The organism is Winogradskyella litoriviva (assembly GCF_013249065.1).
Lineage (GTDB): Bacteria > Bacteroidota > Bacteroidia > Flavobacteriales > Flavobacteriaceae > Winogradskyella > Winogradskyella litoriviva.
The window spans coordinates 139,140-154,711 of record NZ_JABRWQ010000001.1 but is presented as its reverse complement, the minus strand read 5'-3'; the positions used below and the strand labels follow the sequence as shown (position 1 = coordinate 154,711).

At 34.6% G+C, this 15,572-nt stretch carries 11 protein-coding genes; 2 read left to right on the top strand and 9 right to left on the bottom strand.

Annotated elements, in window-relative coordinates; translation table 11 throughout:
- Positions 1-25: 25 nt before the first annotated feature.
- Together gltB and HNV10_RS00625 are read left to right on the top strand one after the other, a co-directional pair.
- Positions 26-4,540, top strand: a complete 4,515-nt coding sequence (gene gltB, locus HNV10_RS00630; RefSeq protein ID WP_173299401.1) for a glutamate synthase large subunit — start codon at positions 26-28, stop codon at positions 4,538-4,540.
- 4 nt (positions 4,541-4,544) lie between these two features.
- Positions 4,545-6,008, top strand: a complete 1,464-nt coding sequence (locus HNV10_RS00625) for a glutamate synthase subunit beta (protein WP_173299400.1) — start codon at positions 4,545-4,547, stop codon at positions 6,006-6,008.
- A gap of 128 nt (positions 6,009-6,136) precedes the next feature.
- Here the strand turns inward: HNV10_RS00625 and argH are convergent, their stop codons facing one another.
- The 9 genes from argH to HNV10_RS00580 all read right to left on the bottom strand — a co-directional run bounded on the left by argH (position 6,137) and on the right by HNV10_RS00580 (position 15,512).
- Positions 6,137-7,411: an argininosuccinate lyase gene (gene argH, locus HNV10_RS00620; protein ID WP_173299399.1), complete on the bottom strand. Its 1,275-nt coding sequence runs from the start codon at positions 7,409-7,411 to the stop codon at positions 6,137-6,139.
- Between the two features lie 142 nt (positions 7,412-7,553).
- Positions 7,554-8,615 (bottom strand): M20 family metallo-hydrolase, encoded by a 1,062-nt coding sequence (locus HNV10_RS00615; protein ID WP_173299398.1) that lies wholly within the window; start codon positions 8,613-8,615, stop codon positions 7,554-7,556.
- Positions 8,612-9,388 carry an acetylglutamate kinase gene (gene argB / locus HNV10_RS00610; protein WP_173299397.1) on the bottom strand — a complete coding sequence of 259 codons (777 nt, stop codon included), beginning with the start codon at positions 9,386-9,388 and terminating at the stop codon, positions 8,612-8,614. Before argB ends, HNV10_RS00615 begins: the two co-directional genes overlap by 4 nt.
- Positions 9,389-9,520: 132 nt before the next feature.
- Entirely contained in the window at positions 9,521-10,456 is a 936-nt protein-coding gene (locus HNV10_RS00605; RefSeq protein ID WP_173299396.1) for a Rossmann-fold NAD(P)-binding domain-containing protein, read from the bottom strand.
- A 6-nt stretch (positions 10,457-10,462) separates the two neighbouring features.
- A complete protein-coding gene (locus HNV10_RS00600) occupies positions 10,463-11,596 on the bottom strand; it encodes an aspartate aminotransferase family protein (protein ID WP_173299395.1) in 1,134 nt (377 codons plus the stop codon).
- 98 nt (positions 11,597-11,694) lie between these two features.
- A complete protein-coding gene (gene proC, locus HNV10_RS00595; protein ID WP_173299394.1) occupies positions 11,695-12,495 on the bottom strand; it encodes a pyrroline-5-carboxylate reductase in 801 nt (266 codons plus the stop codon).
- 89 nt (positions 12,496-12,584) lie between these two features.
- A complete protein-coding gene (gene argC, locus HNV10_RS00590; protein ID WP_173299393.1) occupies positions 12,585-13,568 on the bottom strand; it encodes an N-acetyl-gamma-glutamyl-phosphate reductase in 984 nt (327 codons plus the stop codon).
- A gap of 140 nt (positions 13,569-13,708) precedes the next feature.
- Positions 13,709-14,890, bottom strand: a complete 1,182-nt coding sequence (locus HNV10_RS00585; RefSeq protein WP_173299392.1) for an argininosuccinate synthase — start codon at positions 14,888-14,890, stop codon at positions 13,709-13,711.
- On the bottom strand, positions 14,883-15,512 hold the full coding sequence (locus tag HNV10_RS00580) for a GNAT family N-acetyltransferase (protein ID WP_173299391.1): 630 nt from the start codon (positions 15,510-15,512) through the stop codon (positions 14,883-14,885). The genes HNV10_RS00585 and HNV10_RS00580 overlap by 8 nt, the downstream gene beginning before the upstream one ends.
- Positions 15,513-15,572: the final 60 nt, after the last annotated feature.

Here is a 15,572-nt window from a genome sequence, read left to right as displayed (position 1 = left end):
AAAAACTTTTAAAAATTTCTAATTTATGTTTAAGCAACAAGGGCTATATTCACCAGAATTTGAACACGAAAATTGTGGTGCAGGATTTATATGTAATTTAAAAGGAGAAAAAACAAATCAAATTATTCATGATGCACTAGAAATTCTAGTAAAATTAGAGCATCGTGGAGGTGTTAGTGCTGATGGAAAAACAGGTGATGGTGCTGGGCTTTTAATAGATATTCCACATGCATATTTTAAGCGTGTTTGTGGGTTTAAAGTTCCCGTAAAAGGTAAGTATGCAGTAGGTATGGTTTTTTTGCCAAAAAACAGAAATCAATACAAGTTTTGTAAGGATACTTTTGAAAAAGAAATATTAGCACAAGGATTGACGGTAATAGGTTGGAGAGAGGTGCCAGTTGATTCTACTCAATTGGGTGAAATTGCCTTGGCGTCAGAGCCTAATATAGAACAACTTTTCGTTGGGAAATCTAACGAAGTTTCAGAGGCAGATTTTAAAGCAAAACTCTATGCAGCGCGCAAAATAACAGAGCATATTGTAAGAAAATCTAAAATGTCGCAAAGCTCGTATTTTTATGTGTCTAGTTTGTCTATGAATACACTAATATATAAAGGTATTATTATGCCAGAAGATATTGGTCCATATTATAAAGATTTACAAGAGGATGATTTAGTGACACGTTTAGCATTAGTCCACCAAAGATTCTCAACTAATACAATGCCAACTTGGGAATTGGCACAGCCATTCCGATTCATGTGTCAAAATGGAGAAATAAATACACTTCGTGGAAATGTGAGTAGAATGAGGGTGCGAGAGGAAATTATGAAAAGTGATGTGTTTGGTCCTCAAATAGAGAAATTATTTCCAATTATTTTACCAGGAAAATCGGATTCTGCCTCTATGGATATGGTCGTAGAGTTATTAACACATACAGGTCGTTCCTTACCAGAAGTAATGATGATGATGATACCTGAAGCATGGGAAAAACATGCAACAATGTCGCCTGAGCGTAAAGCATTTTACGATTACAACGCCTGTATTATGGAGCCTTGGGATGGACCAGCTTCTGTACCGTTTACAGATGGTAATTATATAGGTGCGCTTTTAGATAGAAATGGTTTAAGACCATCGCGATACACTGTTACAAAAAGTGGTAAATTAATAATGTCTTCAGAAATTGGTGTAGTCGATATTGCTCCAGAAGATGTAGAAAGTCATGGTCGTTTAGAGCCAGGTAAAATGTTTCTGGTAGACATGAACCAAGGTCGAATAATTAATGATGAAGAAATAAAAAGTAAAATCGTAAAAGAAAGACCTTACCAAGAATGGTTGGATAAAACGAGATTGCATCTAAAAGATATACCTTATACAGGAGAAACTTGTCCAATTGAATCTTTAGATATTAAAACAAGACAACGATTGTTTAACTATACCTACGAAGATATTCAAGAAGTAATTACGCCAATGGCTCAAAAAGGTAAGGAAGCATTAGGTTCTATGGGAACTGATACGCCTTTGGCTGTCTTGTCTAACCAACCTCAGTTAATTTCAAATTACTTTAAGCAATTGTTTGCTCAGGTAACAAATCCACCTTTAGATGGTATTAGAGAAGAAATTGTCACTGATATTAGTTTAGCTTTAGGTAAAGACAGAAATATTTTCAGTATAACAGAAAGACAATGTAGAAAATTAAAAATTCAGAATCCGGTAATATCTAATGACGATTTAGATAAAATTCGAAATATTAAGGTTGAAAGTTTTAAAGCCGAAACTATTGAAATATTATACCAAAAAGATAGAGGTTTAAATGGATTGGAAGATGCCTTAGATAGTATTATTGTTCAAATTGAAAAAGCGTTAGAACGTAAGACTAACATTATTATCCTTTCAGATAGAGGAGTTAGTAAAAAAATGGCTCCAATTCCGCCATTATTAGCATGTTCTTATGTGAGTCATCAGATGAATCGTTTACGTAAGCGTTCATATTTCGATATTATTATTGAATCTGCAGAACCAAGAGAACCGCATCATTTTGCAACACTATTTGGTTATGGCGCAAGTGCGGTAAATCCTTATATGGTTAACGAAATTATTAGGATGCAAGTAAAAGAGGGCTTTATTACTGATATGGACGAGCAAAAGGCAGTTGATAATTTTAATAAAGCTATCGGAAAAGGAATCCTTAAAGTAATGAACAAAATAGGAATCTCAACTTTACGTTCATATAGAGGTTCTCAAATATTTGAAATCGTTGGTTTCAACTCTCAATTTGTAGAAAAATATTTCCCATATACAACGTCAAGAATTGAAGGTATTGGTTTATATGAAATTGAAAAAGAAATCGATAAACGCTACCAGCATGCCTACCCAAGCAATGTTTTAGATAAACGTTTAGGTTTAAATATTGGAGGTGATTACAGATGGAGACGTAATGGTGAGAAGCATTTATTTAATCCAACAACAATTGCAAAATTACAACAAGCTGTTAGACTGAGTGATCAAGCAAGTTATGATGTGTATGCTAAAGCCATCAATGAGCAGTCAAAAAATTTAATGACCATACGTGGGTTATTTGAATTTAATAATATTGACCCAATTCCTATTGAAGAGGTAGAGCCTTGGACGGAAATCGTAAAACGATTTAAAACGGGAGCGATGTCTTATGGCTCGATTTCTAGAGAAGCACACGAGAATTTGGCAATTGCAATGAATAGAATTGGAGGAAAATCTAATTCTGGAGAAGGAGGAGAAGACCGAAGACGTTTTCAACCAGATATTAATGGAGATAGTAGAAATTCTGCTATAAAGCAAGTCGCTTCTGGACGTTTTGGAGTAACATCTCATTATTTAACTAATGCTAAAGAGATTCAAATCAAAATGGCTCAAGGTGCAAAACCTGGAGAAGGTGGTCAATTGCCAGGTGAGAAAGTTTTGCCTTGGATTGCAGCTGCTAGAAACTCAACACCATTTGTTGGGTTAATTTCACCTCCTCCTCATCACGATATATATTCGATAGAAGATTTAGCACAATTAATTTACGATTTAAAAAATGCAAATCGCGAAGCAAGAATTAATGTAAAATTAGTATCAGAAGTTGGTGTTGGTACTATTGCAGCTGGTGTTGCAAAAGCAAAAGCAGATGTCGTACTAATTGCTGGTTATGATGGTGGAACGGGAGCGTCTCCTCTAACATCTTTAAAGCATGCTGGTTTACCATGGGAACTTGGTTTAGCAGAAGCGCAACAAACTTTAGTGCTTAACAATTTAAGAAGTAGAATTGTTGTAGAATGTGATGGACAGTTAAAAACAGGAAGAGATGTTGCTATTGCAGCGTTGTTGGGTGCTGAAGAATTTGGTTTTGCAACTGCACCTCTTGTAGCTTCAGGTTGTATTATGATGCGTAAGTGTCATTTAAATACATGCCCTGTAGGTATCGCAACACAAGATAAGGAGTTGCGTAAAAACTTTAAAGGTACTCCAGAGCACGTAATTAATTTCTTTTATTATATAGCCGAAGAATTAAGAGGGATTATGGCAGAGTTAGGGTTTAGGTCAATGGCAGAAATGATTGGTCAAACGCATAAAATTAATGCAAATAAAGCCATAAAGCATTATAAGGCTAAAGGTTTAGATTTATCATCAATATTGCACAGACCAGAAGTGTATAATAAGTTAACGGTTAAAAATACAGAAAGGCAAGAGCATAATTTAGATAATGTTTTAGATTTTAAAATCCTGAAGGACTCACATCGTGCATTATATAGAAAAGAACAGATGACGTTATCTTATGATATTAAGAATACCAACAGAACAGTTGGAGCAATTGTTAGTAATGAGATTTCCAAAATATATGGTCATTTAGGATTGCCAGAAGACACTCTAAATATCAATTTTACGGGATCAGCAGGACAAAGTTTTGGAGCTTTTGGAGCACATGGTCTTACTTTTAACCTTCAAGGAAACACAAATGATTATTTAGGAAAAGGTTTGTCTGGAGCCAAATTAATAGTAAAGAAACCTGAAAAAGCAGATTTCAAAGCAGAAGACAATATCATCATAGGTAATGTGTGCTTGTTCGGTGCTGTTGAAGGTCAGGCTTATATTAATGGAATTGCAGGCGAGCGATTCGCAGTTAGAAACTCTGGAGCAACTGCTGTTGTAGAAGGTGTTGGTGATCACTGTTGTGAATATATGACAGGAGGTAAAGTAGTGGTTCTTGGTAAAACAGGACGAAACTTTGCTGCAGGTATGAGTGGAGGAATAGCTTACGTATATGATCCAGAAAATAAATTTAAAAATGGCCTGTGTAACATGGAAACTATAGAATTTGAGAAAATTTTAAAGAAAGATGCAAGCGATTTAAAATCTATAATAGAGAGGCATGTAAAATATACAAATAGTGATTTGGGTAAATCTTTATTAGCAGATTGGGAAACAAGTTTAAAGAATTTTGTTCGTGTAATGCCTACAGAATACAAGCGTGCTTTAAAACGTTTAGAGACAGAAGAACAAATGGTTGAAGAATTAGAAACAGTATAGGACAATGGGAAAAGTAACAGGTTTTAAAGAATTCGAAAGAAAAGATGAATCATACAAGCCAGTAAAGGATCGTGTAAAACATTATAATGAATTCACGGTTCCTTTAAAGGATAAAGACATGACCGAACAAGGGTCGCGTTGTATGGATTGTGGAATTCCATTTTGTCATAGTGGTTGTCCGCTTGGTAATCTAATTCCAGATTTTAATCATATGGTTCACCAAGGTGAATGGCAAAAAGCATCATGGATTTTGCACTCCACTAATAACTTCCCGGAGTTTACAGGGCGTTTATGTCCTGCGCCATGTGAGCAAGCATGTGTTTTAGGGATTATTGAGGATCCAGTGTCTATAGAGAATATTGAGAAAAGTATTGTAGAACGCGCTTTTAAAGAAGGCTGGATAAAGCCACAGCCGCCAAAAGTAAGAACAGGAAAAACCATTGCTGTTGTTGGTTCTGGACCAGCTGGTTTAGCGGCTGCACAACAATTAAATAGAGCTGGTCATACCGTAACTGTTTTTGAACGTGATGATGCTATTGGTGGATTGTTACGCTATGGAATTCCAAATTTTAAAATGGAAAAAGGCATCATTGATCGTCGTTTAGCCATTTTGGAAGCTGAAGGTATTGTGTTTAAAACCAATGTTAATGTTGGTGTAAATTACGATGTTGAAGAATTAAAAAAGTTTGATGCTATAGTCCTTTGTGGTGGTGCAACAGAACGAAGAAGTTTACCAACTCCAGGAATCGATGCAGATGGAGTAGTGCAAGCCATGGATTTTTTAACACAACAGACTAAAGTAGTTTTTGGACAGAAAGTAAAAAATCAAGTTTTAGCAACAGGCAAGAATGTTATAGTCATTGGAGGTGGAGATACAGGAAGTGACTGTATTGGTACATCTAATCGTCAAGGTGCAAAATCGGTAGTGAATTTTGAAATTATGCCAAAGCCACCAGGACATCGTTCGTCAACGACTCCATGGCCATATTGGCCACTGCAGTTAAAAACTTCAACATCCCACAAAGAAGGTGTTGAGCGTAATTGGTTAATTAACACTAAAGAGTTTGTAACTAATGCTAAAGGAAAACTAACGGCCCTAAAAACAGTAAATGTAGAATGGGAAATGGTGCCAGGAGAACGTCCTAAGTTAATAGAAATTGCTGGTACTGAAAAAACTTGGAAATGCGATTTAGCATTATTGGCTCTTGGTTTTACTGGACCAGAAAGTACATTAGCAGAAAAGTTAGGTTTAGAAAGAGATGTACGTTCTAATTACAAAGCTGAATACGGAAAATATCAAACTAATATTCCAAATATATTTACAGCTGGAGATATGAGAAGAGGGCAATCTCTTATTGTTTGGGCCATTTCAGAAGGTAGAGAAGCGGCTCGTCAAGTTGATATTTACCTAATGGGTAAATCTGATTTAGCTACTAAAAATGAAGAAGGTGATTTGGTTGGACTATAATTAAAACTGAATAAATAAATTTCTACTACTATAAAATCTTAAGGGTAAGTCTGTGTTAGGGTAGAATATAAAAGCATCTGGAAACAGATGCTTTTTTTATAGGATAAAGTTAATATTAGTAAAAGATTCTAATGAGGAAACTTAGCTCTAATGTCATCCAAACACAAATTATGAATACTGCCTATGTGTGAGTGTTCTTTTCCTAAATCTGGTTTATAAGTTCCTGCTTGTACTTGGCTACCAATTTTTTGATAGGCTTCTCTAAAACTCATGCCATCAACCACTAAATTATTTATACTATCTACCGTAAATAGGTATTGGTATTTTTCATCGTTGAGGTCAATATTTTTTACAATGATTTGCTGTATGGAATAAGTAAAGATGTCCAAAATATCTTTTACATCTTCAAAAGCATTGATGATGTTTTCTTTCAACAATTGAAAATCTCTGTGGTAACCACTTGGTAAATTATTAGTGATTAATAACATTTCAGAATGTAATGCTTGAATCTTATTACACTTACCTCTAATTAGTTCAAACACATCAGGATTCTTCTTATGTGGCATAATGCTACTTCCTGTGGTTAATTCATCAGGAAACATAATAAACCCAAAATTCTGACTCATATATAAACAAATATCCATGGCAAAACGTGCCATAGTATTGCATAGTCCACCTAAGGCACTAGCAATGGCACGCTCGCTTTTTCCTCTACTTAATTGCGCAGCAACTACATTATATTTTAAAGTTGAAAACCCTAATTCTTTGGTCGTAATATTTCTATTAATAGGAAATGAACTTCCATAACCAGCAGCCGAACCTAAAACATTTTGGTCTGTAATTTTTGAAACGGCATTTAATACATAAACATCATCGATTAATAATTCCGCATAGGCAGAAAACCATAATCCAAAAGAGGATGGCATCGCAACTTGCAAATGTGTATAACCAGGTAAAAGTTTGGTTTTATGAGTTTCAGCAAGGCCTAAAAGTGTATCGAAAAACGTCTTCGTTTTTTCATTTATGATTTGAAGGTTCTCTTTATAGTAAAGTTGAAGTGCTACTAAAACTTGGTCGTTTCGAGAACGTGCGGTGTGTATTTTCTTTCCGACGTCGCCTAAAGTTTTTGTGAGCTCATGTTCAATTTTAGAATGTACATCTTCAAAGGTATCTTCAATTACAAATGTTCCAGCTTCAATAGATTCTGCTAAAACTTTTAATCCTGATTTTAATTGTTCTAATTCATCCGTAGTTATAATCCCAATAGATTCTAACATAATGGCATGCGCTAAAGAGGCTTGCACATCGTATTTTGCAATATGCATGTCAATTTCTCTGTCGTTACCAACGGTAAATAATTCTATTTTTTTATCTATTGAAAATCCTTTGTCCCAAAGTTTCATAATATTCCTGCGAAGGCAGGAATCTCTGCCTTCATTTTTAGTTAAACTTTTATTCTTTTGTCATTCCTGCGAAGGCAGGAATCTATTTTTTAAATTTCAGTTTTTTTTGTGGATTCCTGCCTTCGCAGGAATGACAGTATCGTTACAATACCTTCTCTAACAACTTAATATACAAATCAACACCTTCCTCAATCTCAGCTAAATAAATAAACTCATCTGCTGTGTGCGAACGTGTGCTATCTCCTGGTCCTAATTTTAAGGACTGACAAGTTAAAACAGATTGATCAGAAAGTGTAGGCGAACCGTAAGTTTCTCTACCTAATTCAATTCCGGCTTTTACTAATTCATGATTACTAGAAATTGAGGATGAATTTAATCTTAAGCTTCGTGCTGCAATTGATGAACATGGCGATTTCTGAGTTAAAATATCAGCAATTTCTTGATTGGTGTACTTATCATTTACACGTACATCAATAACTAAATCAACTTCAGCAGGCACTGCATTGTGTTGTTTACCTGCATTAATCTGTGTAACTGTCATTTTTACATCACCTAAAACTGGTGATTTTCTTTCAAATTTATAATCTTGAAACCATTTTAAAACGGTAATCGTGTTATAAATAGCATTATCGTTATTTGGATGTGCTGCATGGCTAGCAGTTCCTTTTACTTTGGCATCAAAAACCACTAAGCCTTTTTCTGCAACAGCTAAATTCATTAAGGTTGGCTCTCCCACAATAGCTACATCAATTTTAGGGATGATGCTTAACATGCTATTTAGTCCGTTGGGTCCGCTACTTTCTTCTTCCGCAGATGCCACAATAACTAGGTTGTAGTTGAGGTCTTTTTTTTCATAGAAATACGTAAATGTTGCGATTAAAGAGACCAAGCAACCGCCTGCGTCATTACTACCTAAACCGTATAATTTGCCGTCCTGTACAATAGCTTTAAATGGGTCTTTGGTGTAGCCTTTGTTTGGTTTTACAGTATCGTGATGCGAATTTAATAGTAGTGTTGGTTTGCTGTCATCAAAATATTTGTTGGTTGCCCAAATGTTATGATTGTTTCTTTTAAAAGGTACATTATGTGTTGTAAACCAATTTTCAATGAGCAAAGCCGTGTTATCTTCTTCAGAAGAAAATGACTGGGTTTCTATGAGTTGCTTTAATAAAGCAATAGCTTCTTGAGTTAGTTTTTCAATCATTGTGTTATGGTTGTGTGTTTAATGTTGGTATTGAAAAGCATATCTGATTTTCCGATACAAACTTTTTTAACGTTTTTATTTATAGCATGAAAACAGTTGTCTAATTTCGGCAACATGCCTTCGAATATGATATTGTTTTCTTTTAAAATTTTATAGCTTTCAGTTTTGATGTTTTCGATAACGGAATCCTCATTTTCTACATCTTTTAAAACACCATTTTTCTCGAAACAATAGTATAATTCGGTGTTGAAAATGGTAGATAAGCCAATCGCTAATTCTGAAGCAATGGTGTCGGCATTGGTATTGAGTAATTGTCCGTTTTCATCATGTGAAATTGCGCAAAATACTGGTGTAATGTTGTTATTCAGTAAAACTTCTAAAGCATCTGTGTTTACTTTTTTTACATCGCCAACAAAACCGTAATCTATGGTTTTAATAGGTCGTTTTTCTGAAATAATAGTATTGCCATCTGCACCAGAAAAACCAATAGCATTACAATTATTGGCTTGTAATTGTGCTACAATATTCTTGTTGATTTTACCAGCGTAAACCATGGTGATGATATCTAAAGTGTCAGCATCTGTAATCCGTCTGCCTTCGTTCATTTGCACAGGAATGTTCATTTGTTCGGCTAATTTTGTTGCCAATTTTCCACCTCCATGTATTAAAACTTTGGGGTCAGAAATGGCTGCAAAATTTTTGATGAATGCGGCTAAAGCTTCTTCATTGTCTATTATATTTCCACCTATTTTTATGACTTTTATTGTTTTCATTTTATTGTCTTTTTTGTCATTCCCGTGAAAACGGGAATCCACATTTGTTGATTATGGATTCCTGCTTACGCGGTAATGACAATGAATTAGACCTACAAGGTTTTTGAAACCTTGCAGGTCGGACATAATAATTTATAAACCCTCTAATATCTGCTTCAACACTACTTGCGCAGCATATGTTCTATTGTTTGCTTGTTTAATAACCACAGATTGTTCGCTATCTAAAACGGCATCTTCAACAATTACATTTCGTCTTACAGGTAAGCAATGCATAAATTTCGCATGTCCTAATTTAGCTTTAGTAAGCATCCAATTGTCATCTTGATTTAAGACTTTACCATAATCGTTATAACTGCTCCAGTTTTTTACGTACACAAAATCGGCATCTTTTAAAGCGTCTTCTTGATTGTGGTTTATGGGTGTGTTTTTAGTGATTTCTTTACTGAGTTCGTAACCTTTTGGATGTGTGATGGTTAAATCTACTTCCAGTTCTTGCATCATTTCTATAAACGAATTCGCTACCGCTTGTGGTAGTGCTTTTGGATGTGGTGCCCAAGACAAAACGACTTTCGGTTTTGCTTTTTCCGTAAGTTCGGTAATGGTTATAGCATCTGCTAAGGCTTGTAAAGGATGCGCTGTAGCACTTTCCATGTTTATGATAGGAACGGTTGCATATTTTTTAAAGTTATTGAGAATATATTCTGATTCGTCTTTAGCTTTATCTTCAAGTGTTGGAAATGCTCTTACAGCAATAACATCTGCATATTGAGAAATCACTTGTGCGGCTTCCTTAATGTGCTCGGATTTATCCATATTCATGATAGTGCCATCTTCAAATTCTAAATTCCAAGCATCATTGATGTTTAACATCATCACTTCCATGCCCAAGTTTTTTGCGGCTTTTTCAGTACTTAATCGGGTTCTTAAACTCGAATTAAAAAATAGCATCACTAAGGTTTTGTGTTTTCCTAAATCTTGAAATTCAAAAGGATTCATTTTTAATAAAATGGCATCCTTAATAGTTTCTGAAAGGTTAGAAATGTCTTTTATTTTGGTGTAATTTTTCATCTCTGATTAAATGCTATTTAATTCTTTTTCTAAAGCTTCAAAAAACACGTCAATATGTTTCTTCTGAATGGTTAATGGCGGAAGTATTCTAATTAGATTAGGATTTTTAGCACTTCCTGTAAATATATGATGGTCGAAAATGAGTTTTTTACGTAATTCTGAAATAGGAAAATCGAACTCTAAGCCCAGCATTAATCCTCTTCCTTTAATCGATTTTAACCGTGGTAAAGACTTGGCTTTCTCTTGAAAATAATCTGAAATAGTATTAGCATTATCCATGAGTTTTTCTTCCTCTAGAACTTCTAAAACTGAAAGCGTAGCAGCACAAGCCAAATGATTACCACCAAATGTTGTTCCTAATAAACCAAAAGACGCTTCAATGGATGGGTGAATTAATATGCCACCAACAGGAAAGCCATTTCCCATGCCTTTGGCTATAGAAATAATATCTGGTGTAATATTGTGTTTTTGAAAAGCGAAAAAGTCTCCAGTTCTGCCAAATCCTGATTGTACTTCGTCTGCAATTAAAGCGGTATTGTATTGTTTGCAAAGCTTGCCTAATCCTTGATAGAATTCCGTTGTACTTTGGTCTAAACCTCCAACTCCTTGAATAAATTCAACAATAACAGCACAAGTTTCATTTTGTTTTAATATAGATTCAACAGCTTGTAAATCTCCAAGTTCAACGAAATCAACTTGTTGTTGCGCATTTATTGGTGCTACAATTTTTGGATTGTCAGTAGCGGCTACAGCCGCAGATGTTCTACCGTGAAACGAATTTTTAAATGCTAGCACTTTGGATTTACCATTATGAAAGGATGCTAATTTTAAAGCATTCTCATTGGCTTCGGCACCAGAATTACATAAAAATAATTGGTAGTCTTTACAGCCAGATAAAGCTTCAAGCTTATCCGCTAATTCAACTTGCATCGGATTTTGAATGGCATTACTATAAAAACCAAGTTTGCTGACTTGATTAGAAATAGCAGAAACATATTTTGGATGCGAATGTCCTATAGAAATGACTGCGTGTCCACCATATAAATCTAAATATTCCACATTTTTATCATCGTAAACGTAGATGTCATTAGCACTTACTGGTGTAATGTCGAAAAGTGGGTAAACATTAAATAAACTCATATTGTTGTTACTTTATTCTGCAAGGTTTCAAAAACCTTGTAGGTTTGATTTTTAGTTTAATGCCTACAAGGTCGTCAAGGGCTTGCAGGTCATCTATATTAAATCTGCTCTTTTTTAATGTTATTAATTTTATTAAATGAAGCTACCATACCTTGAATAAGAGAAGAGCTCAGTCCTTTGTGTTCCATCTCGTTGAGTCCTTCAATAGTACAACCTTTTGGTGTTGTAACTCTATCAATTTCTTCCTCAGGATGATTACCATTTGTAATTAATAAACTTGCTGCACCTTCACTGGTGTACATGGCTAGTTCTTGTGCTTCTTTAGCATCAAAACCTAACTGAATAGCAGCTTGTGTTGTTGCTCTAATTAGACGCATCCAAAATGCAATTCCACTAGCACAAACCACAGTAGCTGCTTGCATTTGCGATTCAGGAATAGCCAAGGTATGTCCTAATCTATCAAAAATAGCTTCTGCAATTTTAAGGCGTTTTGCACCTTTTTCATTACTACACATACAGGTCATAGATTTACCAACAGCGATGGCTGTATTTGGCATAGCTCTAATGATGAATTGGTCTGTACCAACAATAGTTTCTATTTTCGGAATTAAGAATCCAGTAATTGTAGAAATTAAAACATGATTTTCCGTTAAATATGGTTTAATATCATTTAAGATAGTTTCAAAATGCCGTGGTTGAATCGCAAATATTAAAATGTCAGATTGGTTTACTGCTTCAATATTGTCTGTAGTGAGATACACATTTTTATAACCTTCTAAATCTTGAATATCCTCCAAGTTTCGCTTAGTTAAATATAATGTTGTGATAGCATTATTAGTAATGAGCCCTTTTGCAATGGACTTTCCTAAGTTTCCTGTTCCTATGATTGCTATTTTCATATTATTCTTTATTGTTATTCCTGCGAAGGCAGGAATCTATTTGTTTTTTTATACGAGTGGATTCCTGCCTTAGCAGGAATGACAGAAGTTTAAAAATAATTTGCCTTTAATAGTAAACCTTCTGTTTCTTCAAAACCAAACATTAAATTCATGTTATGAATCGCTTGTCCGGAAGCGCCTTTTAATAAATTATCGATGACACTAGTAACTAATAATTTTCCTTCGTGTTTGTGTAAATGAAGGATACATTTATTAGTATTCACAGCTTGTTTTAAATGAATGTCTTCATCTGAAATAATTGTGAAAACGGCATCTTTATAATAATCTTTATATAATTGTTTGGCGTCTTCTAATGTGCCTTCAAATTTGGTGTAAAGCGTTGCAAAAATGCCTCTTGAAAAATTACCACGATTTGGCATAAAGTTGATATCAGAATTAAAACCAGATTGCAATTGGTTAACCGTTTGATTGATTTCTCCTAAATGCTGATGTGTAAATGCTTTGTAATGCGAAAAATTATTATCTCTCCACGTAAAATGAGTGGTTTTTGATAGCGATGTTCCTGCACCTGTGGCACCAGTTACGGCATTGATGTGCACATCGTTTTGCAATACTTCTGCTTTTGCTAATGGTAATAACGCTAGTTGAATGGCTGTTGCAAAACAACCAGGATTTGCAATGTAATTCGCCTGTTCGATAGCGTCTTTATTCAATTCTGGTAAGCCGTAAACGAATTCTTTTCCTTCAAAATTTTTATCAGCTACTAATCTGAAATCATTACTTAAATCGATAATTTTAGTGTGGTCTGAAAATGAGTTTTTTTCAAGAAAAGCAGTAGAATTTCCATGGCCTAAACACAAGAATAAGACATCGACTTCTGAATTGATGCTGCTCGTAAATTCTAAGTCCGTAGCACCAATTAAATCTTGATGTACTTTGTATATTTTGTTGCCTGCATTAGATGTGCTAAATACAAAATTGATGTTAGTTTTAGGATGGTTAATTAATAATCTAAGTAACTCTCCAGCCGTATAACCTGCTCCTCCAATGATTCCTATTTCTAATTTTTTCATATCTATTTTCCACGGAAGTGGGAATCTTTTTAATTGAACCTAATTCTTAGTTTGAAACCTACAAGGTTTTTGAAACCTTGCAGGATAAGGTAATTTTTCAGACCAGCTAGGTTTTAAAAACCTCCTAGGTCAAGACAGGACTAATTATTGACCTGCTGATAAATCTTATTTTGATTTCCAACTATTTTAATAAACCCTTTGGCTTCATCTGCTGTCCAGCCTTTATTTTCTTCACCATAACTTCCAAATTTGGCACTCATTAAATCGTGTTGAGATGAAATACCATCTAAATCAAAGTGATAAGGCTTCAAGGTTACAAAAACATCGCCTGTTACTTTGTCTTGGCTACTTTGTAAGAAGGCTTCCATGTCGCGCATTACTGGGTCTAAATATTGACCTTCATGCAAATGCATACCATAGAAATTAGACATATAATCCTTATGTTGTAATTGCCATTTAGTAAGTGTATGTTTCTCTAATAAATGATGTGCTTTTATGGTAATTAGGGCAGCAGCAGCTTCAAATCCAACGCGTCCTTTGATACCAACAATAGTATCTCCAACATGAATATCCCTTCCGATAGCATAAGCTGAAGCGAGCGTGTTTAGTACTTCAATATTTACTTCTGGGCTGTTTTCTTCTCCATTTATAGCTACTAATTCCCCTTTAGAAAATGAGAGCACTACTTTTTCTGGTTCGGTATGTTTTAATTGCGAAGGAAATGCTGATTCAGGTAAAGGTTTTTCAGAAGTCAAGGTTTCAGAACCTCCAACACTTGTTCCCCAAAGTCCTTTGTTTACCGAATATTTAGCTTTTTCCCAAGACATGTCGATGCCGTTGTCTTTTAGGTAATCAATTTCTTCTTGTCTGCTTAAACTTCCATCTCTAATAGGCGTAATAATCTTAATGTTTGGTGCTAAGGTTTGAAAAATCATATCAAAACGTACTTGGTCGTTTCCTGCACCTGTACTTCCGTGTGCAATATATTCGGCATCAATACTTTTAGCGTATTCAATAATTTCAATGGCCTGAATAATACGTTCTGCACTTACAGATAGCGGATAGGTATTATTCTTTAATACATTTCCGAATATTAAATATTTTATTACTTTGTCATAATATGAGGCAATGGCATCAATATTCTTGTATGTTGAAACACCCATTTTGTAAGCATTTGCCTCAATATTTTTTATTTCGTCATCAGAAAAACCACCCGTATTTACACTCACAGCATGGACGTCGTAACCTGCTTTACTTAAACTTACTGCGCAATAGGATGTGTCTAATCCACCACTGTATGCTATAACTAATTTCTTACTCATCTTTTTTATCTTTTTTTAAGAACATAGATTGTTTTAAATTTTTCAATCTCGTCCATGCTTTTTTGTCGTAATTGTGTTCTTTTGGTTTTGTTTCTTGGGTCTTTTTTGGGTCGTAAAGCATACCTGTACACAGACACATTTTTTGTTCTGTTCTTGTTAAAACATCAAAGTTTTTACAAGTTTGACAGCCTTTCCAAAAAGATTGGTCATCAGTTAATTCTGAAAACGTCACAGGTTTATAGCCAAGTTCGCTATTCATTTTCATAACAGCTAAACCTGTTGTAATACTAAAAACTTTAGCGTCTGGGAATTTAGTTCTAGAATGTTCAAAAATGACTTTTTTAATCTTTTTGGCTAGACCTAGATTTCTAAAATCTGGATGAACAATGAGTCCGGAATTGGCAACAAATTTACCATGACTCCAAGCTTCAATATAACAGAAACCGGCAAACTTATCACCGTCTAAAGCGATTACAGCGTTACCATTTTCCATTTTGTTAATGATATATTCTGGTTTTCGTTTTGCAATACCAGTACCTCTTACTTGAGCAGCATCTGCAATAGTTTTGCATATCGTTTCTGCGTATATGCTATGTGATTTATCAGCAATAACAATTTTCATTGTAATTGAGTTTTAATATTAAAAAATGTGGTTTTGTTTTTGAAAGAAGAACTGGACGCA